The sequence below is a fragment of the Streptomyces sp. NPDC018029 genome, from assembly GCF_044327655.1.
GTDB lineage: Bacteria > Actinomycetota > Actinomycetes > Streptomycetales > Streptomycetaceae > Streptomyces.
Genome location: NZ_JBIRFV010000006.1, coordinates 419,245 through 441,298, shown reverse-complemented (window position 1 = coordinate 441,298; position 22,054 = coordinate 419,245). Strand labels below are relative to the sequence as shown.

Here is a 22,054-nt window from a genome sequence, read left to right as displayed (position 1 = left end):
TCCCTCGCCGGTCTCCCCCGCGAGCGCCGGGCCCACCTGCTCGTCGACCGCGCCATCGGGGAGAAGCAGGCCGGGCAACGCGGGGACGCCATCGACACGCTCCTGGAGCCGGAGGAACTCGCCCCTGAGGAGGGGGCGTGCCGACCCGCACCAGGTACCTCGTGGAGGATCTAGGCCTGTTGGGAGCCGGCAGTACCGACGGTCGCTTGCGCGGTCTCGCTGATCGCTTTGCCCTGCGCGGGTGACCAAGACACGCACCCTGTACCTGATCGGCTGCGCGGCCCCACCGGCCCGTCACCTCGATGTCCCGATCCGCGCTGCGCAGCAGGCTGGTTGGGACGTCTGCCTGATCCTCACGCCCTCCGCCCACCGGTGGCTCACCGAGGATGCCGAGGGCGAGATCCAAGCCCTGGAAGAGCTGACTGACCATCCCGCCGTCCAAGAGCACGTCGACTTCTTGCGTGAGGCCGGTGTCACCGTGCTGCTCGGCGAGGGAGGCTTCACCCCGCACAAGCCTAAACAGAGCGACCTGAACGCCTATCCGTGGCAGGTCGCACTCGAGGCACTCCCGCCCGGACGACTGACCTCCCTCACACCATCGCCGCGCCCGGCCGCACCTGTGCGGCGGGGCGCGGTGCAGGGGTGAGTTCCGCGGCGCATGATCAGTCCTCGGCGCTCAGAACCCGTCTTTGGACTCTTTGGCGGGGCCCGTGAGGTGAGTGCGCGTCTTTGTATCCGTCTGGGGATTTAGAGCCTGTCGGGTCAGTTCTCGTCAGCCTGTCCGGCGGCAGGGGTCAGCCGGTGTAGGCCCAGGACCACAACGCGAAGCCGGTGGCAACCGGGCATGCCACAACACCTGCCAGGAATAGGCGGCTTGCCCATGACCGACGACGAACACCGGGGGCGAACATCAGGGCGGTCAAGGCCGTGGCAGCACCGGCGACGATCACCACGTACTGCAGGAGCAGGGCGCCGACGTCCGCGCCCTCCGCCGCACCCCAGAGCGCGACCAAACCCACAAGCAGCGTGATCCAGGCCAGCGATGCCAGAGTAAGCGCCCACAGCACACCTGCCGCCACGGCAAGGCCCGTGTGCCCGGGGCGAGGTGCGGCCTGAGCAGAGCCGTACAAGCGCGTGTAGGTGCCGGGGTTCATCGTTGATTCCTTCCGTGATCGGTATGCACGATCCTCGCCCCGCACGCCCTGCCGGGGCATGGGCGCGGATACTCGTCTGCACCGTGGCTCGTACTCAGCTGGCGCAACCCGGCTCCCGACGCCTGAATCAGGTTCGGCACAGCCCTCACCATCGACCGCCTCCGGCTCGGCCGCCTCGTCGCCTGCAACAGCGCCCCCGCCGAGGCAGAAGAACGAGAACGGCCGAGGCAGCCGAGCCGCGCCACGCTGTCGCCCGCCGAGCGCAGCCCCTCGTACCATGCGAGGACCACCTGTACACGGTCGCCGTGTTCGAGGCCAGAGACTCGAAGCTGTGCATGGGGGGCACGCGGACTTCAGCGAGCATGACCCGGAGCTGCACGCCGACGGTCAGGACGACCCGACCGAGGTGGTGGACCTGGACGAGGCGGTGTAGCCGGCGGCGCTGGACGCGTTCGCTGAGCTGCTGCGCCCGGAGGAGGGTGCGCGGCACGTCGTCGACCTGGAAGGCCGGACCAGTGTCGGCCTGGCGCCACGTCGGCCATCTGCGATTCAGGGACCGACGGCACTCTGTAGCCATACCGGAGCCGACGGCCGCGCGGAAGGGTACAAGTACCGCTATGGCGCGGGAGCGGATCCGGTGACCGGCGGTCGTCGACCGGGCCCGAGAGATCGTGGAGAGTTACGAGGGTGGCGTCACGCTGCGCCAAGTGATGTACCGCCTGGAGTACGCCCAGAACCCCTTCCCGTCCCTACATGGCAGGTGCGCCCCGTTGGTGACGTCGTGGGCCCGTGTCGTTGTGGCTGTGTTGCCGGCCGGTGGCCGGGGGGAATCGGTTGAGATCGAGGTTGAGGAGTGCGGGGCGGTGTGTGAGCCGGCCTGATCTGCGGTGGGCGGTATGCCTGGCTGTCGATGCCGGGTGGACGGCTGTGGGATGACCGCACGGATGCCTCGGCGCGGCAGGCGGCTGCGGATGGCAGGTGACGCATACGCGCGGTCGGCCAGAACGGCCAGGGGCCGGGCCCGTGGCCTTCGCGGGCCGGCGTGGGGCAGGCGTGGGGCAGGCGGATGCGGGATATCACCGTCTCGAAAGACGAGTGTCGGCGTACTCACGCAAGTGCTCAGCAAGTACAGATGGATGTGGTCTTGCTGGGAAGCCAGCCGGTGGTCGCCGAAGCCGCGTGAAGTGATCTGCGCCTGCCGCGCGCATTTCTCTTGCGCGCAGAGTGAGAGGACGGGGAATGGTCACACGCAGAGGATTCATCGACGGGGCTTCGGCGGCCGGTGGGGCAGCGCTGTTCGGCGTCCCCTCGTCGGCCTTGGCCGCCAAGGCTGAAGAGCGGACCGGGACGGACACTGAGGTGAAGGCTCGTGACGCGATCCGAGAGGTCAATGCGGGGATGCGCGCGCATTATGCCGCACTCAAGTCCGCAATGATCCGTCGTCTGAGTCCCGTGATCGTGGTCCAAAACGATGCCACCGGCGGCACGTTCACTCTTGTCCATGGCGGAAACCCGCAGCAGTCCGTCAGGCCGGTGCCCGAGCTGTTCGAGCTGGCGAAGTCGATCAGCCACGTACCCCAGGGGATTTTCTCGATCCTTGCCGCGTACCTGAGCCACAGGGTGCCCAACCTCCCCAACGCCTGTCGCATCGACCCCCACGACCTGGACCTGGTCGCCTTTGCAGGGCCGCGGTCAGCCGGCTGGACCGGCCCGCTCCAGAGCTACGCTGCCACGCTCACCACCGCACGTCGGCAGCTGGGAAAGGCCAACCTGCCACATCAACTGGAGGTCTCTTGCGGGAAGATCCTCGACGAAGCGCTCCAATTCATCCGTGACTGCGTCAGCAGCGGAACCTTCGACATGGCCTCGCTCCAGGAGTTCTCGGCCAAGACCTACCCGAGCATCCGCACGAACATGACGTATGCGGCTGCTGCGCAGATCTCGGGTGTGGAAGGGCTCATGCGCACGTGGCGGGGCCTGATCGGAGAAAAGGCATGGGAGGACCTGTACACCGTCGTACTGTCGATCTGGACGACGTCCGAGCTGAACCAGGCGTCGATCATCATCAGGCGATGCATGAACCCGGCGAAGGTCGCCACACATCTGATCGACCTGCCGACCGCTGAAGTTCCCCGCGACCCCGTCTTCGTCGCTCTGGACAACCTCGCCCGGATCGTTCAGGACAACGTCTCGGCCGAGATGGTCCTTTCCACCGATCCGGTGATCGCGGACGCCTTCAAGGGCAAAGAGGACCTGCTCTCCGTCGAAATCCTGGATCAGCTCGGAGCAGAGACCGGGGCGTCCACACCCGCTGCTCCCTGGGCGGCGTCCGCCTGCCCAGTCGGTAAGTAGAAGACGCAACCTGCCGTGTGACGGATGCTCGGTGGATCAGCTCCAGTGGCCTGCCCGCTCGTGTTGGCCACCCGGTCGCCCACCCGCCGCCACGGGCGCAGCCGTCCGAGCCCACCTCCAAGGCCGAAGTCCGCGCCTTCACCGCGCTCTCCGCCGACCCGAAGAGGGGTCAGGAGATATCCGGAACGGATCCGAAGCTGTGGCGGTATGACGACGAGATGGAAGACGTCCACGTCATCTACTACGCGACTGCTCTACAACGATCAATGACAGCCCCGACGTCTCCCGAAGCCGACCTCAGCTACGGCATCGCACGTGTCCGATACGCCTAGTTCCCGCCGAGTTCCCCTACGCCTACTCCCCCAATGCCGCCCGCCTCCTCGCGCATGACGGGCGCCGCTCCCATGAACCGTGAACCGTGAGCCGGCGTGCAAAATCCCGGGCCGCCTTGTCGCCCGCAAGGCCCTGGAGTCAGCGCGGGCCACCGCGTGCCAGGGGTGCGGATCAGGTCAATCGATCGTCCACTCTTGACGGTTGCTTGACTGTCTCTTTACGTTCGTTGCGGAGGGGTGATCATCAACGACCGCCCCTCCGCACTTACGCGCAAGTTCCCGCCCCCTCCAGGGGTTTCACCATGGAGCAGCTCATCAAGCGCATGACGGAGGAGACTGCGTGACGCACATCGACTGCCGCCAACTTCGGCCAGACCCGAAGGACGGCCGCATCAGCGCCGCGCCGAAGAGCGACCGGGACCCGGCCGACGCGGCCGACGCGGCCGATACGCTCGACGCAGTCGTCGTCGGGGCCGGCCTCTCCGGCCTCTACCAGCTCCACCGACTGCGGCAGCTCGGCCTGGCGGCGGTAATCCTGGAGGCCGGTGCGGACCTCGGCGGAACCTGGTATTGGAACCGGTACCCCGGCGCCCGCTGCGACATCGAGAGCCTCTCCTACTCCTACTCCTTCTCCCCGGAGCTGGACCAGGAATGGGAGTGGAGCGAACGGTACGCCTCCCAGCCGGAGATCCTGCGCTACATCCACCACGTCGCGGACCGGTTCGACCTGCGCCGGGACATCGTGCTCCGCACCCGGGTCACCCGCGCCGCGTACGACGAGGACCGTCACCTGTGGCAGCTCTACACGGACACCGGACGGGCCGTCACCACCCGCTTCCTCATCCTGGCGACGGGCTGCATGTCGACTCCCCAAGCCCCCCGGATACCCGGCGCCGGCAGTTTCGCGGGCGCGATCCACCACACCGCCCGGTGGCCGCGCGAGGAGGTCTCCTTCACCGGCAAGCGGATCGCCGTGATCGGCACCGGGTCTTCGGGCGTCCAGGTCATCCCCGCGATCGCCCAGGAGGCGGCCGCGCTGACCGTCCTCCAGCGCACCCCGGCCTATGTACTGCCGGCCCACAACCGTCCCCTGCACCCCGCCGAGCTGTCCGAGTTCAAGGTCACCTACCCGGAGTTCCGGCAGGCTCAGCGGCGTTCCCGGGGCGGGACTGTCTTCGAGCCCCCGACCCGATCGGCCCTGGAAGCGGACGAGTTGGAGCGTACGGCCGCGTACGAGGCCGCCTGGGACACGGGCTTCCTCAACGGCATGCTGCGCACCTACACCGACATCCTGACCGACGAGAAGGCCAACGAGACCGCGGCGGAGTTCGTACGGTCCAAGATCCGTTCGATCGTGGCCGACCCCGTGACGGCCGAACTGCTCTGCCCACGCTTCCCGTTCGCGACCAAGCGGCCTTGCCTGGGCACCGACTATTACGCCACCTACAACCTGCCGCACGTCTCGCTGGTGGACCTGCGTACCACCCCGATCGAGCGGATCACTCCCCGGGGCATCCGCACCTCGGACAGAGAGCACGAACTCGACATGATCGTCCTCGCCACCGGCTTCGACGCCCTGACCGGCTCCCAGCTCGCCATCGACATCGTGGGCAAGGGCGGTGCGACGCTCCAAAAGCGGTGGGCGGACGGTCCCCGGAATTACCTTGGGCTCGTCTCGGCCGACTTTCCCAACCTCTTCACCATCCTGGGCCCGCTCAGCCCGTCCGTGCTCACCAACATCGCGGTGGCCCTGGAACAGCAGATCGACTGGATCACCGACTGCATCGCCCACCTGCGACACAACGGCCTCACGGAGATCGACGCAACTGCGCAGGCCGAGGCGCACTGGGTCGCAAGCACGGCGGAACTCGCCGGCCGCACGCTCTACCCGTCGGTCGACTCCTGGTACACGGGCGCGAACATCCCGGGCAAACCCCACACCTTCCTCGCCTACACGGGCGGCCTGGACCGATACCGAAAGGAATGCGACGCCGCGGCCCGCGACGGCTACACGGGCTTTACCCTGTCTGCTGCACATTGAGCGACGTCGACGGTCGATGAGACGCGGCGCCGCGACGGGGTATGCGTAAGCATGACTGCCCCCCACCAGCCGTCATCCCCACCCGCAGCGGGGAACGGACACGCGACCGCGGCGTGGCTTACGGGGTTGCGCCCCTAGCGCAAGCAATCAGTGACAGACCTAAGCACCGATAAGCCTCCCCACGCCCCACCGTGCCAGGGCTGCGCAGGCTTTCGCCCCGACGGCTCCCTCGGCATCCCCGGCACGCGACTTGGAACCTCCCGCAAACCGTGAAGTGCTGGGGCTGCGGTCGCTGCAAGCTCGGACGTCGGCCGGTCTCGGAAGTCAGGCGGTCGATCGCGGCGTGGACGTCGGTACGGCTCGGCAGCGGGCGGGTTTCTCCCAGGTCAGCGAGTAGCGGCGCAGCACATGGCGGCAGTAGCGCACGTCAGGCAGTAGCTGCCGGGCAGCAGCCCGCACCTGCCCGTAGCTCATCTGCGGGTCGGCGACCGGCATGCCCTGCGGGCCACGCGCGCGACGCAGTACCTTCGTGATCCGCACGATCGGGGCAGCCGCGATCAACGCCGCCCACTCCGTCACGCTCGCCTCGCGGGCCAGACCGACCACCACCAGCGTGCCGCCAGGCCGCAGCAGCTCACGCATGCGGACGAGTGCCGCCTCGAAGTCCATGTGATGGATTGTGGTCACCGAGCAGACGAAGTCGTACTCCGCACGGGGAAGTTCCGCGGTGAGGAAGTCTCCCTCGACGAAGGTGAGTCGCGGATCGCCGACAGCGGATTCGCGCGCACAGGCGATCATGTCCGGCGACTTGTCGATCCCGGTGACGTGTTTCGCCCGCCCGGCAAGCTTCCGTGCCAGCAGCCCGTCCCCGCAGCCAACGTCCAGGGCGTCGCCGCACCCCTCGGGTACAGACCGGAGGATGCCCGGGTGCCGGGCAACGTTGGTGTTCCAGTACGGCTCTGCGGCGGGCTGGCGCATCGGATCAGTGTAGAGGCCGGTCATGGCCTGCCGAGTTCACACCGACGGATTCGCTGCCCCATGGGGAGTCGTGACCGCAGGGGTGGGGAACTGCACACCCTTACCTCCAGCTACACGTACACCGAGGCGCTCGAGCCCACCGACCTGGCCGCCCTCTTCGCTGCATATGTCGATGACTTCACCAAACGGCGCAACTGCACCCATGTGACTTTCCCTGACGCCAGGGACTTCGCCGCCCCCTGACACCGTCCACGGACAGGGCACCCCTTCCGCACCGGCTCGGCTGGGCGAGCACCCCGCTACGAATACGTGACGGATATCAGCACTCAGGGACGACAACTCGCCGGCGCGGAGATCATGTACCGCGGGCGCATCCCGACCTTCTCCTCGCCGCGGACCTGGTGCCACCTGGCGCCCGCCCCGCGGCCCGGCCGCCGTATCGCGGCCAGTAATGCCCCCTGTGCTGGATAACGTTGAACTGAGCGACGCCATAGCGGACTTAGCAGTTCTCTTTGAACGCTGGTCGTTAGGCAGAGACGGCTGGACGATCTGCGGTGTGGGGTCCGGCGGGGCGGTCCGGCGGCATCGCCGGGGAGTGTGGTGACCCGTTGCCGGTTGATGGCAGCGGCCCCGGTGTTCTGCTCAAGTCGGTGCAGGCCGCGGCGGTGGCGGAGGGTAAACCGGGCACACTCACCGCCATCGCAGCAACCCTCCCATGCCACCGCCGAATGGCCAAGTGATGGCGTCTTAGCAGGTCAGCCGACGTTCGGCGCTTTCGTAGGTGGCGAGGTTGTAGTCGACGCTCACGACAGTCTTGTAGGTGTAGGTGCCGGAACCTGTGCAGGTCCACCACGCCATCTGGGTACCGCTCTTAAGCGCGGTCCAGTCCACTTCCTCCCAGCCGTACCAGCGGTGACGCTGCAGGGAGATGGTGGCATTCGTGCAGCCGCTGCGGGTCTTGCCAGCCTTACCGATGATCTCGCTGATGCCCTTGTAGGGGGCCGAGATGCTGTAGCAGTTCCGGTCCCAGTCCGAGGCGGCGGCCGGAGTGGCCGGCATCAACAGCGTGGCTGCGCAGGCCAGTGCCACGGCGACGGATGACTTTCCGGCGATTCCGAGAGTGCTCATGACAAATGTTCCCGTCTGCGAAAACGTGCGGGGTGCAAGATCCGGGAACACTCTTTCACCGGGGTCGAGACAAGATCAAGCCAGAGCCTGGGGGCCGTCAAACTCATGCGTACTGCGGCGACTTGGCGTCCTGCATCGACGCCTCGCCGCGAACTGCCGCTCGCTCGTATGCGCCGCCAGGTCCGCCACCGCCCGCCGCGAACCGAGCCGCCGCGCTGCTGAGGCTGGTGCCTGGTACAGAGCGAGGGGCCATGCCGACTCTCGCACGGGCTCCTCGCGTCATGGGCAAGGCTGAACGCCCCACTTCAGAGTTCAACGACAGCTACTTCGCGGGTCTCGTCGGTCGCGTCGAGGAGACCAGGGAGCGGATGTGTGTCATCGACGGCGGCAAGCCGACGAGTGTGCCCCGGCCCGCGGCGGAGCTCGCCGAGCTGGAACACTTCGCCCAACGGGCCCCCGGCGGCACGCGGCACCGGCCCAGATCCGGTGTGGGGCAGGGGCACCCGTTCGGCCCGGACCAGCAGGGCCCGTACATCCTGTACGTGCACGCTGACGGGGGGGCGGATGACCTTCGTGCGAGACCGGGTGGTCGCGGCCGAACTGAGGTCCGTGGCGGAACTCGACTGGCTCGAGGACAGGGCGCGCACGGCCCGCCAGAGCTACATGCCCCCGAAACAGGCGGCCGCGTTCGAGGAGTTCCTCGCCCGCCAGGGCCCGGGCCTGGTGGCCCAAGACCGGGCCCTGGCATCGGGCATGGACGGATGCCGGGGAGGAGTACATGACGACCGGGTCCGGGCTGGTAGGGCGGGGCTCGGTGGGGCGGGTGGTGGCTGTGTGGGATGCGCGGCGGAGGGGCCGCCGGTCTCCGTGTATTGTCCGCCACGCTTGTGGCACGAGAGGGGCGAAGCCCCGCAGATCCTAGGCTCTTGCCGGCAGGGTGCACCCGGCTGCTTTGTGTGCGTGACTTGCGGCGCTGACCGTCAGGTCGATAAGGCTTTTCCGCGCCTGAGCCTCAGTTAATTCTCCGCGCTGTTTGAGATCTACCACCACACTGAGGTTGTAGCTTCCACCAGGAATTTCCCCTTCGGGTACGCAAGGAACAAAAGCTGCAGCCTTGTCAGCAGATGCCGCTCCTCGGATGCCCGCCTCGAAGCGGGTCACACGCCCCTCCTCGCTGACGTCTCCCTCGAATACCGTGCTCTCCCATGTCTTGCGCGGTTCGGCCATCATCATGCGCGCCCTGGCGCTGAGGAGCAGGTTGTCGTCATCACGGACGAAGCAACTGGTCGAGAAGCTGTCGCTGGCTTCCGCCGAGCGGCTCCCCACGGGACCTTCATCGAATGAATAAGCAGACTGACCTGGGAGCACCCTGTTCAACGCGGAAATGGCCGGTTTCGACTGCAGCAAATTACAGGCCTCAGCAGATCGGACGGTGCCGGAATCGTCTGACTGGGATGCACTCGCTAGGTAGACGATGCCTGCAGCAAGGCCCACTGTGATGGCGAGAGCGCCGGGAACGAGATATCGCTTGGGGATGGTGATCACGTACTCGAGCTTTCAGCAGCGACAGGCAATGATCAGGGATACCACCCCGCCGTTCATCCGCGGCCCCCTCTCCTCCGCACCAAGTGTGACCGCAGGCGTGCAGTCGGCGTGCACGCGAGCGAGTTCGGCAGGCAACTGCTCGGGGGCCGGCGGTTCGTTGTCCTGGCCGATGTCGAGCATCGCGTCACGCAGGCGACCGACGAGGACTTGCCCCACCGGGACGCTGGCTGGGATCTCGCGGCGGCATTTCCATCGGAGCGGGCGGCTACCTGACCGCAACCCAAACTGCTGAGTCCGAGTCCCAGCGACACAACACGGTCGTACCCCGGAGGTCGACCCCGGCAAGTAGCCATTGCCCTTCATTCCAGAGGAGTCGAGGTGTCGGGTAGTCGTCGACTTCCGGGGTGGGAGCTTGGTGGAGGTCGAGCAGTTGCGCAATGGCTTCTGCCGGGAGATCGGCATGGACCACTACAGTCCATCCCTGTTCACTGCGCAGCTCAACTGCGCGCATCGGCTCCGTTCCACGGCCCGATGGGCTGGGCAGCTCTCGGTTGAGGAAGCGGCGTAACGCCCCCTCTTGTCGCCTCATCGATCGCACCCGCAAGTCGCGTGCCAAAGTGCGAGGCGACTGCCTGCAAGAAGGGTGCTGCAGCCATCCCAACCAGGATGCTGGTAAGTAACTCGTCGCGTCCCGCTTGGTAAACCCGGCCACCGCCCGAGACGGATGCGGTCAACCGCACTTCTCCCGCAAACCCGTTTCGTTTCTCCTCCGGCATTGCCCTCCCCTCCGCCAACTCAGTCTGGCAGCAATCCCGTTGACTCGCTCCTCGAACCACCATGAACGACAGAAACGACAGAGGTGACCGGTGCCGATCCATCCAGGCATGGTGGAAGACCTCGCCGAGGGTGGTTCGAGTGGACGCTCGCCGTGGCCCGGCCCGGTGGGCGGCGGGGCGCCGCCCACCGGGCAGTGCTGGTTCAGCGGGTGGTGTAGCCGCCGTTGAGGAAAATGGTCTGGCCGTTGGCCCACCAGCCGTCGGTGAGCAGATGCGTCACCCAGGGCACGATGTCCTCGATCTTGGTGAGGTCACCGTTCATCGCGGACGACTTGTGGTAGGCGATGGAGTCGTCGTCCTCGGCGGGGTAGAAGAACGAGGTGTCCATCGGTCCCGGGGCGATGTTGTTGACCGCGATGTTGCGGCCGAACAGTTCCTTCGACAGGGCGCGGGTGAAGTGCTCGACCGGGGCTTTGCTGCCCGCGTAGGTGGAGTACAGGCCGGTGTACGCGGCCAGCAGCGAGGTGACAATGGTGATGATCTTCCCGCCGTCCTCGATGCGGCGGGCTGCCTCGCGCATGACGAAGAACGCGGCCTTGGAGTTGACCGCGAACATCCGGTCGTACTCCTCCTCCGTGATGTCGGTGAGCGGCTTCTTCAGCACCATGCCGGCGGTGTTGATGCTGTAGTCGAGCTTCCCGAACCGGTTCACGACGTCGTCGAAGACCCGCTCCACCTCGGAGACCTGGGTCAGGTCGCCCTGGATCGCGAACGCCTCACCCGGGCCGGCGTTGATCTCCTCCACGACGGCCTCGGCCTTGGCCCGGGAGGAGTCGCTGTTGTAGTGCACCGCGACCCGGGCGCCCTGCGCTCCGAGGGTGGTGCTGATCAGCCCGCCGAGGTTACGGGACGCGCCGCCGACGAAGGCGACCTTGCCGTTGAGTGTCTTGTCCGGGGTGGTGACCATGACTGCCTCCTGCGATGTGCTCGGGTGGGACGGCATGACCCCGGCGAACACCGCGGGCCAAGCCATACTCACCAGACTCATCGCAGAGGCGCATGTGGATCTTGAACGATCCGATCAGAGGTGGAACAAACCGCTCACGACTTCCCGCCGGCCTTCAGCGTCCGCCGCTGCCGTCCCGCAGCAGCCGTGGAGTTGCACCGACGTAGCGCCGCATCATCCGCGTCAGATGGCTCTGGTCCGCGAAACCTGCCTCCGTCGCGATCTCCGCAATCGGCCTGCTGGTACGGGTGAGCTCCCCTCGTGCGTACTCCAGACGCTGCTGCATCACGTACTGGTGCGGGGATTCGCCGGTCGATGCTTTGAAGACTCGGGTGAAGTGGGATTCGCTGACCTGGGCCACGGTGGCCAGTTCCGCCAGCGTGACCCGCTGCGAGAGGTTCGCGTGGATGTAGTCCATGACTTCGGCCAACCGGCGCGGCGGCAACCCGCCCTCTCGGCCAGGCAGCGTCCGGCCCTCGGCGGCCACCCGCAGTATCACCGCGGCGGCCGCCTGGACCAGTGACTGCGCGTACAGGGAGTCCGCGGGGCCGGGGCCGGAGTACTCCGACACCAGACGCTCCAACAGCATCTTCAGCAGCGGATCGCTGAAGTGGAACCGCGGAACCAGCTCTACCTGGCCGGCGGCGCCGCTCTCGGCCGTCAGCTGCTCCAGCCACGCCGGATCGATCCCCAGAAGCAGCAGCTCCACGTCGTCCTGCCAGCGAGGCCGCGACGCCCATCCGGCGGGATTGACCAGCGCCTCCCCGGCATGAAACCGCTCCTGGCGCGGTGTCCCATCCGCTGACCAGCGCAGATTCGCCGACCGCCCCGTGTGCACCACCAGCACATGCACCGGAGGGCCCACGGACAGCGGGGCGACGTCCGATCTGCCCGCGGCGCGCTCGATCGACCGCTCGGCCACCGCATGGCCGAGATCGGACCCGCTGCCGTCCAGACACCGCAGATGAGGCTTGATGCGTGAAACACCCACCACACCAGTATTCACCCTCATCACAACACCAGCCTGCTAGCTGCCGGAGGCGGCACGCCTGGAATGCGCGCGGCCCCGGCCCCTACGGGGTGTACGGCCCGGCCGGGTGGGTCGGGCCGGCTGTCTGCGCTTGGGGCGCAACGATGGCCGAGCGGGTTCGCGTCACATCCGCTCCGGGCGACCCGGCACATGCGTGCCGTCCAGGGCCAGGCGAGCGATCTTGTGCCCCACCCGCAGGGGCGGGGGTGCTGGCCGCCGCACGGATGGCGCCGGAGCGGATCGGGGAAACGGCGATGGTGGCCCCATCTCCCTGCTACATCGATGACGACGGTTACCGCGGCGGCTTCACCGCGGACGACATCGAGGAACTGCTGGGGTCGCTGGATCCGAACTATCTGGGCTGGTCCTCGGCGATGGTTCCAGTGATCATGGAGAATCCGGAGCGGCCGGAAATGGGTAAGGAGCTGACCAACAGTTTCTGTGCCACTGACCCCGACATGGCGGCAGTCTTCGCCCGCACGACATTCCTGTCAGACAAGCGTCTGCTCCAGCAGTCCCAGGCTACGGCGGACGCGGCGGGTGAGATCGGCTGGGACGTCTTGGTCGACTCCACCGTCGTGCGGGCGCACCAGCATGCGGCGGGTGCTCGCACCGACCCGCCGCCGACGCCCGCCTCAAAGGCAGCCGAAGGCCACGGCAGTCTCGACGCCGTTGGGGTGCAGCAGACAGCGCATACGGGAGGTGTCGGCGTAAGCGCCGTCAAAGGGGTGCGCGAGAAGACGCGACAGCGCAGTGGCGTGCTTGGCCATCGAGCTCTTGCCCGGCATGAAGATCGACAGCTCGTCACGGGACCCGAACGTCTCCACCTCGATGTCGGCAGGCAGAGACGCCAACGCCTCCTCATCCGCCGCGACGGGGACTTTGACCAGCCAATGCGGTCCCTCGCCGGCGTTGATTCGGCTCTTCTGCTCCGGCGTCTCGGTGGCCAGGGTCCGCCACGGCGTCCCGGCCACCACGCCTCCGTACGACTCCACGGTCCTCACCACGTGCTGAACAGCGGCAGCGACCGCGGCGTCGGCCGCATTCCAGTCGTACCGGTTGCGCCCAGCGGGCGGGCACGGCACCAGCTTCGACGCCACGGTCATCTCGTCCACGTGGCGCAGGACCGCTTCGGGAGGCGACGCGAGCAACTCGCGTGCGTCCCTGATGGCCTCGTCCTGGATTCGGCGCTGCCGTCGCACCTCCGTCACGTGCTGCCGCAGGAGGATCAGTGCCTCGTCAGGTTGGTCGAGAGCGCGTCGGACGAGCGTCAAGCTCATACCGGTGCCGCGCAGTACGGCGATCAGCATGGCCCGTTCGACCTGCCCGAACGTGTAGGAGCGGTATCCGGTCCACTCGTCGACATCGGCCGGAACGAGCAGGCCTTCGGCGTGGTAGTACCGAAGTGTCTGCGGCGGCAGGTCACACATCTCGCTGAACTCACTGATCGACAACATGCTGCCATCCTCGGCCTTGCAGCGACCGCAAGGTCCAGTCCCGAGCCCGTGCCACGTGGAAGTGGCACGGGCCTGTCAGCCCGCGCTACGTCGAGGCCCCACGGCGAACGGTCCTGCCATGCAGCAGCGGGGGTACGGCTCAGCTTCCCGCCCGGCGCGTGACCGGCCGCTTGCCCTCTCGCGTCAGGTGAGGCGTCGGCCGCTGGTCACTTGGCGAGGAACGCGAGGAGGGCGTCGGTGACTTCCCGAGCATGGGTCCACAGCAGGCCGTGGGGTGCGCCGTCGATGACGACGTAGTCGGCCTGCGGGAGTGCCTGGTGGAAGCGCTCCCCGGTGGCCTCGATGGGCAGGATGCGGTCGGCGGTGCCGTGCAGGATCAGTGCCGGAACGTCGATCTTGGACACGTCGGCACGGAAGTCGGTGGACCAGGTGGCCACGCAGGCCAGGGAGGCGTACGAGGAGGCACCGGCGGCCACGTTCCAGCTGTTGCGGACGGCTTCCTCGCTGATGCGCGTGCCGAGGTTCTCGTCGAGGTTGTAGAAGTTCTCGTAGAAATCCGTGAAGTAGGCGTAGCGGTCGGCGGTGACGGCACCTTCGATGTCCTTGAAGATGGTGCCGTCGACGCCGCCGGGGTTGTCGTCGGTCTTGAGGAGGAAGGGCTCCAGCGAGGCGAGGAAGGCGGCCTTGGCGATCCGGTCGGAGCCGTAGGTGCCCAGGTAACGGCCGACTTCACCGGTGCCCATGGAGAAGCCCACCAGAACGGCGTCGTTGAGGTCGAGGGTCTCCAGGACCACGTTCAGGTCGGCGGCGAAGGTGTCGTAGTCGTAGCCGGTGGTGGGCTGGCTGGAGCGGCCGAAACCGCGCCGGTCGTACGTGATCACGCGATAGCCGGCCGACAGGAGTGCGGCGGACTGCTTCTCCCAGGAGTGGCCGTCGAGCGGGTAGCCGTGGATCAGCACGACCGGCTGCCCCGCGCTGTGGTCCTCGTAGTACAGCTCGATGCTGGTGGAGTTTTCCTGGTCGACGGTGATGAACGCCATGGTGGTTGCTGCCTTCCGGTGTGAATACGTCTGAGGGTGAAGTGCCCGGTCGGGCACGGCTGTGCGGGTGCGGTGAGGCGTGACGGGCGACAGGGCGGGCCCGTCGGTCATCGGACCGTGCGGGCTGCTTGCTCGACGATGCGGGTGACGGCGTCGGGGCGGGACACGGATACCGCGTGCGACGCGTCGACGGTCGTCGTGCGGGCCTTGGCACGGGCCGACATGTAGCGCTGGGCGGCCACGGGGATGTTGCGGTCCCCCGTGGTGACCAGCGACCAGGAGGGGATCGTCTTCCAGGCGGCCTCGGTGGACTTCTCCTCCAGTGCGGCGGCGGCGATCGGCCGCTGTCCGGTTGCCATGAGCCTGGCCTTGGCCGCCGGCACGTCCGCGGCGAACTGGCTGCGGAACTTCTCGGGCTTGATGTACACGTCCGCGCCTTGACCGCCGCCGGGCAGGGAGTAGTTGACGGACTCGACGGCCTGGCCGAGGGTGCTCCCGGGGAACTTGTTCGTCAGCCCGATCGAACTCTCGCCCGTGTCGGGGAGGAACGCCGCGATGTAGACCAGAGCCTTCACCTTGTTCTCCATGCCAGCGGCGGCCTGGCTGATGACGGTGCCGCCGTAGGAGTGGCCGACCAGGACCACGGGCCCGTCGACGTGTTCGAGGACGCTGCGCAGGTAGGCGGCATCGCTCGCCGGACCGCGCAGCGGGTTGGCGGCCGACACCACCGGATAGCCGGCGCGCTGCAGCCGGGCGACGACACCGTCCCAGCTCGCGGCGTCGGCGAACGCTCCGTGCTCCAGCACGATCGTCGGACGTACCGCGGGGTGGGGCGCCGCGCCGGCCGTACCGGGCAGGGTGACGGCGGCGACGGACAGACCTACGGCCGCGGTGACACCGAGCAGTGCGGTGCTGCGGCTCGGGCGGACGTGGCGGGTGATGCGCATGCGTGAAATCCCTCTTGGTTGGTTGATGGCCCTCGACGGACCGGACAGGCGAAGCAGGCCGGCGCCTATTACGACTCGTATTACGACGGGACGGCCGGGCCGGTTCACTCGGAAATGAGCTGCTCGTTCGCGGACAGTGGATGGGCTGTGCGGGGCACGGCGATGAGCGGCTTCACGGCGATTGCCGCTTCGCACCGGCTGCCGCGTTCCGGCCGAGGGCGCGGGTACACCTCAGCCGGCGGACTCCAAGACTTCGTAGACACGTCTGAGGTAGCTGTACGTACGCTCCGAGCCGAGGATGCCGTCGCCCACCCGGTTCATCGCGTACGAGAACGTGACGCGCCGGTCGAGGTCCATCACGACGATCGAACCGCCCCGACCGACCCAGAAGCAGATCCGTCCGGTGGGCATGTGCGGCATCGTCCTCGGATCGGCGAGTGCGTAGCCCATGCCCCAGCGGACGGGGACGCCCAGGAACAGGTCGACTCCGTCGGCCTGGACGTCGAACACCTTGTCCACCGTCTCCGCGGAGAGAAGCCGGAGGCCGTTGACCCGGCCGCGCCGTGAGATGACGGAGAGCGCTCGGGCCATGCCTCGTGCGTTGCCGTGACCGTTGACGGCACCGAGTTCGGCGGAGCGCCACCGCGGAGTGTCGACGTGCTCGTCACGCGCGGGACTTCCGAACAGCGTCTTGGTGAAGATCCCGTCGGGGTCGAGGCCGGTGGGTATACCGGAGAGCTGCGAGGGCGCCACCAGATCGGCGATGCGCGGCCAGTCGGCTTCGCGCGCACCGATCTGGACATCGGCTCGCGCCGGCTCGGCGATCTCGGTGTCGACGAACTCCCTCAGGGTACGGCCACTGACCCGCCGGACGAGTTCCCCCACCAACTGTCCTTGCGTCTGCACGTGGTAACCCGAAGCGGAGCCCGGCTCCCACCAGGGTGCCTGCGCGGCCAGCCGGGCACTCGCCGTGGGCCAGTCGTACAGGTCCTCCACGGAGAAGGGCTGCTCCCAGCCGGAAAGTCCCGAGGTGTGGGCCAGGACGTGCCGCACCTCGATGTGCTCCTTTCCCCGGGCGGCGAACTCGGGCCAGTAGTGCGCGACCGGGCGGCGCAGATCCAGTGCGCCCCGGTCGACGAGGATGAGGGCCGCGAGACTGGTGAGGGTCTTCGTGGTCGACCACATGCTCACCAACGTGTCCCGTTGCCACAGAACGGTCCGCGCTTCGTCCGCGTGGCCACCCCACAGATCGACTTCCATGACCCCGTCCACATCGACGGCGATCGATGCCCCCAACTCCTCGCCGGCTTCGAGATGCGCTGTGAGCGCCGCTCGTACCGGTTCGAACCGGTCGGTGCTCGTTCCCTCGACGACCATGTTCTTCTCCGCTCTGGACGACAACCGTTCGCTCACTCAACGGGCTGTACGTCGCAGCGGTTCACGCGTCGCCGCAGGTCATGACGCATGGCGTCTGTTCACGTGCCGCGCCCGAGGGGGCCGGTGACGGAGCCGTCCGCCGACGCGCCGGTGCGCTCGCCTTCTCCGCGGAGGTGATGGTTGACGAACCCTGCCGCCGGATGACGTCCTGCTATTGTCCTGTCCGATATGCGGGAAGCGGACAACGGGGTCCTCATCGCTCCTGTGCCCTGAGCCGCCGCCACACCCTTCCTGTGGTGCCCGGTGGAGCCGAGGCCGGTTTCCGTCACCGCGCGAACACGTTGTCCGTGTGCCGGATCCTGGTCAGGTGTGCCTCCCAGGGGTGACGCCGCCGGTGGAGATTCTGTTGGGTACGGTGACAGCTGTGGTTCAAGGTCTCGACTTCGGACTGCTGGGTCCGCTGGAGGTGCGGCGGGCGGGGGCGGTACTCGACCCGGGTCGGCGCAGGCAGCGACTCCTGCTGATTCGTCTGCTGCTCGCCGACGGCCGGGCGGTCTCTCTGCAGACTCTGTTCGAGGAACTGTGGCCGCAGCAGCCGGGGCGGGCACCGAGCGCGGCCATGGGTTCCCTGCACGCCCACATCAGCAAGGTACGCGCGACGCTGGAACCCCGGCGTCTGCGCCGCCAGGGGGCGTTCGAGGTGTTGGTCACCGAACCCTTGGGCTATGCCCTGCGTGTGCCGCCCGAGAACCGTGACACCGTACGCTTCGAGCGGTCCGCCGCCCAAGCACACCAGTACTTGGACCAAGGCCGGCCCGATCGCGTCGTGGAGGAGGCCCAGAAGGCCCTGGGCATGTGGCGCGGCACGGCGTTCGCCGACGCAGCGCACCACCTGTTCGCCGTCCAGGAGACAGCACGTCTGGAAGAGCTGCGGCAGAACACTCGCGAGATCCACACCACTGGGCTGCTCCTGCAAGGCCGGATCACCGAAGCCCTCAACGCGGCAGAGGAGATAACCGCGCAGCACCCGCTGGGTGAAACCGGCTGGGCCCTGCTGCTGCGAGCGCTGTACCTCGCCGGCCGGCACCCCGAAGCGCTGCAGCGCTACACCGACGTGCGCCGGCATTTGGCCGAAGAACTCGGCCTCGAACCAGGTCCGGCCCTACGCGCGCTGCACCAGGGCATCCTCCACCACGACCTCCCGCCTCTGCACCCGGCCGAGCTGACGAATGACACGGTGATCCAGCACGACCGCCGTCCGAGAGGCACCACCACGACCGGGGCACCGGACGGGGGCGAGGCGGCCTCGTCGACCGGCCCGGCCGTCGACCGACCCGACGACACGGAAGCCGAGTCCGACACATGTGGTACCCCGGTCGCGGACGGCGGGAGAGCAGCGTCCCTTCCTTTGTCCTTGGCACGCCCGGCGCAACTGCCGCGCGGCCTGCCGGCGTTCGCGGGGCGGGCGACCGAAGGCGCGTGGCTGTCCACAGCCATCGGTGCGACGGGCCGCCCCGGACCCACCACTGCCCCCGCCGTGGTCATCAGCGGTGCTCCCGGTGTCGGCAAGACCACCTTCGCGATGCACCACGCGCACCGCATCGCCGCCTCGTTCCCCGACGGGCAGCTCTTCGTCAACCTGTGCGGATTCCACCCGCACGCACCCGCCGTCGAACCCGGTAGCGCCCTGCACGGCTTCCTCACCGCCCTGGGCGTCCCCGCCCCGCGCATCCCCGAAGACACCGCCGGCCGGAGCACACTCTTCCGCAGTCTCCTCGCCGACCGGCGGGTCCTCCTCGTCCTGGACAACGCCCGCGACGAGCAGCAGGTGCGCCCACTCCTTCCCGCAGGAGCGGGCTGCCTCACCCTGATCACCAGCCGTAACCAGCTTCTCGGCCTCGTCACCACCGACGGCGCCAAGCCCCTCCGGCTCGCGCTGCCCACACCGACCGAGGCGCACGAGGCCCTCGAACGACGTCTGGGGCCCGAACGACTCGCCGCCGAGCCCGCCGCCGCAGCCGACATCATCCGGCTGTGCGGACGGCTTCCCCTGGCCATGGCCGTGGTCGCGGCCCGCGCCGAACTCGACCCCGCGCTCCCCCTCCACGCCGTGGTCGACGACCTGCGACACACCCACGGCGGACTCGAGGCATTCACCGGCTCCGACACCACCACAGACGTGCGCACCGTCTTCTCCTGGTCCTACCAGTCACTGGATGAGCACGCCGCCCGGCTCTTCCGCCTGCTGGCCCTGCATCCCGGCCCCCACATCACCGCCCACGCCGCGGCCAGCCTCGCCGGCCTTCCCCTCTCCCGGACCCGCCGTGCACTCGCCGAACTGCTCAGCTCCTGCCTCGTGGAACAACCTCTGCCCGGTCGCTACAGCCTGCACGACCTCCTCCGCGGCTACGCCACCGAGCTCGCTCACGCCCACGAGACCGGCCAGGGTCGTCATCGCGCCACTCTCCGGATCCTGGACCACTACATGTTCACCGCCTGCGAGGCAAACCGGTTCCTCAAACAGGACACATCGCACGACCTCGAACTCGGCACACCCCGCTCGGGCGTCACTCCGGAGGAACTCACCACCGTCAAGCAGGCGACCCGATGGCTCACCGCCGAACACCACGTGCTGACGGGCCTGCTCCACACCGCCGTCAGCCAGCAGCTCGACCCTCACATCACGGGGCTCGCCTGGTCGCTCAAGGAATACCTCAACCGTCAGGAGTTCTGGCCAGAAGCCATCGCCGCGCTGACCCCCGCCCTCGAAGTGGCCCGGCGTCGGAACGACCTCCTCGAAGAGGGCCGCTGCCTACGGCACCTGGGCGGGATCCACGGCTACCTCGGCCATCAGGAGCAGGCCCTGCAGCAGCTGCAACACGCGACAGCGATCTTCGCAGAGCTCGACGACATCGGTGAACAGGCACGAGCCCACTACGTCACGGCCTGTGCGCTGTTCCTGTTCGGGCGGACGGGGGAAGCCGTGGCGGCCTCCGAGCGGGGACTGGAACTCTCCCGGATGACAGGCGAAGAGTTGTGGTTGGCCGAGTGCCTCCTCGAGCTCGCCTGGTTCCATTCCAACCTCGGGAACCTCGAGAAGAGCCTCGTGTACAGCGAGGAAGGCATCGCCTTGTTCCACCGCCTCGACGCGCCCTGGCAACTCGCCCAGGGGTGGGACATCCTGGGCCACAACCTTCGCCTGCTCGGCCGCTACGAGGAATCGGTGACCACTTACCAGCGGGCGTCGAGGGCGTTCGGTGAACTGGGAGACCACAGGAACGCCCTCGGCACATTGATGCGGCTCGGCGACACCCGGCTGGCCATGGGCGACCGGGAAGGCGCACGGGCGGACTGGGTCAACGCCCTCCAAGACGCTGAAGCGCGGGCGATGGCACACAGCGCTCAGCAGGTCCGCGACCGGCTCGCCGCCCTCGACATGAATGAGGACCCCGCGCCCACCGTGCCCGAGAGGGCGGTCGGGAAGCACAAGCTTCCTGTTCCGAGGCGTACTTGAGACCTGTCAGGCCTCCCAGCCTGGATCACAGGACCCGTTGACGACCGTGTGACCGGGGCCGCGCCATGGTCATACCCCTAGGATCCCCTGCTTTTCCAGTGCTTTGCGCAACGCCCGCACGGCGTAGAAGGCGCGGCTCTTGACGGTGCCTGCCGGTATGCCGAGGTGCTCGGCCGCTTGGGCAACGCTGCATTCTAAGTAGTACATGAGGCAGATGACGGTTCGCTGCTGCTCGTTCAGCTCCCCCAGCGCCTGCGACACCACATGGGAATCGATCGTGGATGCCGTGTTGTCGCTGGAGACGTCCAACTCCTCGACGGACATGTGCTCCAACGGCCGCACCTGCCGCGCCCGGTGATGGTCGATCGCGAGATTCCTGGTCACGGTGAACAACCACGGTCTGAGGCTGTCGCCGCGGCTGCCCAGGAAACGGGCGTGTTTCCAGGCTCGGGCCGCAGTCTCCTGGAAGACGTCCTCCCCCTTGTGCCAGTCGCCGTCCAGCAGTCGCGCGGCGTACCGGACGAGCAGCAGGCCGTACTGGTCGTAGATGTCTCTGATGAAGGCGTCACAGTCAGCGTCGGAGGTGAGGTTCCGATCATGCGACCAGGTCGGAGCGGAGGCAGTGGTCCGCGTTTCCGTGATTCCGTTCATGCGTGGTGCTCGATCCTGTCCAAGTGTTCCGTGGCGTGCTCAGCCGCATGCGCGGACGAACGGCTCACACACTCGCCGGAAGCCCTTCGCGGGACCTTGTCGCTTTCTTGCCGTTCCGTAGGGGGTGAACGGGAGTGCCCTTTCTCCCGTTGCGTTGATGGGACGTGCATGCGTCCCTGCGATGCCGCCGTGCGCTGTGTCCCTCGGCGGCACCGCACCACCATGGAAGGAACAACTCACCAGTGAAGCGCTTCATCACACGCCTCGCAGTAGTAGCGGCGGCCGGAGCCGTAGCCGTGGTTCTGCCTGCTTCGTCGGCGTCCGCCATCAACCGCGTCGGTTGCTCCGAAATGGGTTACCTGACGCTTCACAACGCAGGCGGCTCCCTCTGCTTCGCCAACGCGGGCGCGGTAAGCGTGGCGATCTACGGCGTCGACCAGATCTGGACCGGCAACAACAAGGTCACGTTGGAGTACGTGCCGAGGCTGGGCGCGCCGGCGACCAGCGGAACCGTGGAGAAGTGGAGTTACGGGAAGATCACCGGCGAGCCCCTCCACAAGATCACGAAGATCAGGATCTGGTAGCACCCTTCCGCGCTCGCCGCGTCCGTCGCACGACGCCGGTGGCATGTCCGTAGGCGGTGCCCATGGTGTGCCCGGCTGGGCGACGATCCGCGCGAGGGCGACGAGGGCGCGCTTGTGCGGCGGTAGTTCCCCGCGGCGGTCG

General features: G+C 67.8%; 18 protein-coding genes and 2 pseudogenes. 8 read left to right on the top strand and 12 right to left on the bottom strand.

All coding sequences use genetic code 11. The features are described from left to right. Positions 1-241 precede the first annotated feature (241 nt). Complete coding sequence (locus tag ACH4D5_RS21095) at positions 242-646, top strand: hypothetical protein (protein WP_398304525.1); 405 nt, start codon at positions 242-244, stop codon at positions 644-646. 148 nt (positions 647-794) lie between these two features. On the opposite strand, the gene ACH4D5_RS21090 is transcribed toward ACH4D5_RS21095, so the two are convergent. Then, positions 795-1,154, bottom strand: a complete 360-nt coding sequence (locus tag ACH4D5_RS21090) for a hypothetical protein (RefSeq protein ID WP_398304523.1) — start codon at positions 1,152-1,154, stop codon at positions 795-797. A gap of 925 nt (positions 1,155-2,079) precedes the next feature. Beyond that, a pseudogene (locus ACH4D5_RS21085) lies at positions 2,080-2,208 on the bottom strand (IS5/IS1182 family transposase); the annotation flags it as partial. Between the two features lie 185 nt (positions 2,209-2,393). Here ACH4D5_RS21085 and ACH4D5_RS21080 point away from each other — a divergent pair. From ACH4D5_RS21080 to ACH4D5_RS21070, 3 genes are all read left to right on the top strand, one after another. Next, positions 2,394-3,506 carry a twin-arginine translocation signal domain-containing protein gene (locus ACH4D5_RS21080; RefSeq protein ID WP_398304520.1) on the top strand — a complete coding sequence of 371 codons (1,113 nt, stop codon included), beginning with the start codon at positions 2,394-2,396 and terminating at the stop codon, positions 3,504-3,506. A 17-nt stretch (positions 3,507-3,523) separates the two neighbouring features. Next, the gene (locus ACH4D5_RS21075) at positions 3,524-3,838 is read left to right on the top strand and encodes a hypothetical protein (RefSeq protein ID WP_398304517.1); all 315 of its coding nucleotides are present in this window, start codon (positions 3,524-3,526) and stop codon (positions 3,836-3,838) included. 340 nt (positions 3,839-4,178) lie between these two features. Next, entirely contained in the window at positions 4,179-5,879 is a 1,701-nt protein-coding gene (locus ACH4D5_RS21070) for a flavin-containing monooxygenase (protein ID WP_398304514.1), read from the top strand. A gap of 324 nt (positions 5,880-6,203) precedes the next feature. Here the strand turns inward: ACH4D5_RS21070 and ACH4D5_RS21065 are convergent, their stop codons facing one another. Further along, a complete protein-coding gene (locus tag ACH4D5_RS21065; protein ID WP_398304511.1) occupies positions 6,204-6,857 on the bottom strand; it encodes a class I SAM-dependent methyltransferase in 654 nt (217 codons plus the stop codon). A 60-nt stretch (positions 6,858-6,917) separates the two neighbouring features. Here ACH4D5_RS21065 and ACH4D5_RS21060 point away from each other — a divergent pair, with 60 nt between their 5' ends. Continuing rightward, on the top strand, positions 6,918-7,100 hold the full coding sequence (locus tag ACH4D5_RS21060) for a hypothetical protein (protein WP_398304508.1): 183 nt from the start codon (positions 6,918-6,920) through the stop codon (positions 7,098-7,100). Between the two features lie 504 nt (positions 7,101-7,604). On the opposite strand, the gene ACH4D5_RS21055 is transcribed toward ACH4D5_RS21060, so the two are convergent. From ACH4D5_RS21055 to ACH4D5_RS21040, 4 genes are all read right to left on the bottom strand, one after another. Continuing rightward, positions 7,605-7,985 carry a hypothetical protein gene (locus tag ACH4D5_RS21055; RefSeq protein ID WP_398304506.1) on the bottom strand — a complete coding sequence of 127 codons (381 nt, stop codon included), beginning with the start codon at positions 7,983-7,985 and terminating at the stop codon, positions 7,605-7,607. A gap of 918 nt (positions 7,986-8,903) precedes the next feature. Then, on the bottom strand, positions 8,904-9,530 hold the full coding sequence (locus tag ACH4D5_RS21050) for a hypothetical protein (RefSeq protein ID WP_398304504.1): 627 nt from the start codon (positions 9,528-9,530) through the stop codon (positions 8,904-8,906). Between the two features lie 978 nt (positions 9,531-10,508). Further along, positions 10,509-11,273 carry an SDR family oxidoreductase gene (locus tag ACH4D5_RS21045; protein WP_398304501.1) on the bottom strand — a complete coding sequence of 255 codons (765 nt, stop codon included), beginning with the start codon at positions 11,271-11,273 and terminating at the stop codon, positions 10,509-10,511. Positions 11,274-11,427: 154 nt separating this feature from the next. Continuing rightward, positions 11,428-12,324 carry a helix-turn-helix domain-containing protein gene (locus tag ACH4D5_RS21040; protein WP_398304895.1) on the bottom strand — a complete coding sequence of 299 codons (897 nt, stop codon included), beginning with the start codon at positions 12,322-12,324 and terminating at the stop codon, positions 11,428-11,430. A 212-nt stretch (positions 12,325-12,536) separates the two neighbouring features. Between ACH4D5_RS21040 and ACH4D5_RS21035 the strand changes: the two are divergent. Then, positions 12,537-12,845: pseudogene (locus ACH4D5_RS21035) on the top strand (alpha/beta hydrolase); the annotation flags it as partial. Between the two features lie 132 nt (positions 12,846-12,977). On the opposite strand, the gene ACH4D5_RS21030 reads toward ACH4D5_RS21035, so the two are convergent. The 4 genes from ACH4D5_RS21030 to ACH4D5_RS21015 form a co-directional block, all read right to left on the bottom strand. After that, positions 12,978-13,796, bottom strand: a complete 819-nt coding sequence (locus ACH4D5_RS21030) for a MerR family transcriptional regulator (RefSeq protein ID WP_398304499.1) — start codon at positions 13,794-13,796, stop codon at positions 12,978-12,980. Positions 13,797-14,005: 209 nt separating this feature from the next. Then, positions 14,006-14,839, bottom strand: a complete 834-nt coding sequence (locus tag ACH4D5_RS21025) for an alpha/beta fold hydrolase (RefSeq protein ID WP_398304496.1) — start codon at positions 14,837-14,839, stop codon at positions 14,006-14,008. Between the two features lie 107 nt (positions 14,840-14,946). Beyond that, positions 14,947-15,786 carry an alpha/beta fold hydrolase gene (locus ACH4D5_RS21020; RefSeq protein ID WP_398304494.1) on the bottom strand — a complete coding sequence of 280 codons (840 nt, stop codon included), beginning with the start codon at positions 15,784-15,786 and terminating at the stop codon, positions 14,947-14,949. Between the two features lie 231 nt (positions 15,787-16,017). Then, positions 16,018-17,199 (bottom strand): serine hydrolase domain-containing protein, encoded by a 1,182-nt coding sequence (locus tag ACH4D5_RS21015; protein ID WP_398304491.1) that lies wholly within the window; start codon positions 17,197-17,199, stop codon positions 16,018-16,020. A gap of 388 nt (positions 17,200-17,587) precedes the next feature. Here ACH4D5_RS21015 and ACH4D5_RS21010 point away from each other — a divergent pair, with 388 nt between their 5' ends. After that, entirely contained in the window at positions 17,588-20,677 is a 3,090-nt protein-coding gene (locus tag ACH4D5_RS21010) for an AfsR/SARP family transcriptional regulator (protein ID WP_398304488.1), read from the top strand. 69 nt (positions 20,678-20,746) lie between these two features. On the opposite strand, the gene ACH4D5_RS21005 is transcribed toward ACH4D5_RS21010, so the two are convergent. Beyond that, entirely contained in the window at positions 20,747-21,328 is a 582-nt protein-coding gene (locus tag ACH4D5_RS21005) for a sigma-70 family RNA polymerase sigma factor (protein ID WP_398304485.1), read from the bottom strand. 242 nt (positions 21,329-21,570) lie between these two features. On the opposite strand from ACH4D5_RS21005, the gene ACH4D5_RS21000 reads away from it, so the two are divergent. Next, on the top strand, positions 21,571-21,912 hold the full coding sequence (locus ACH4D5_RS21000) for a beta/gamma crystallin domain-containing protein (RefSeq protein WP_398304482.1): 342 nt from the start codon (positions 21,571-21,573) through the stop codon (positions 21,910-21,912). Positions 21,913-22,054 lie beyond the last annotated feature (142 nt).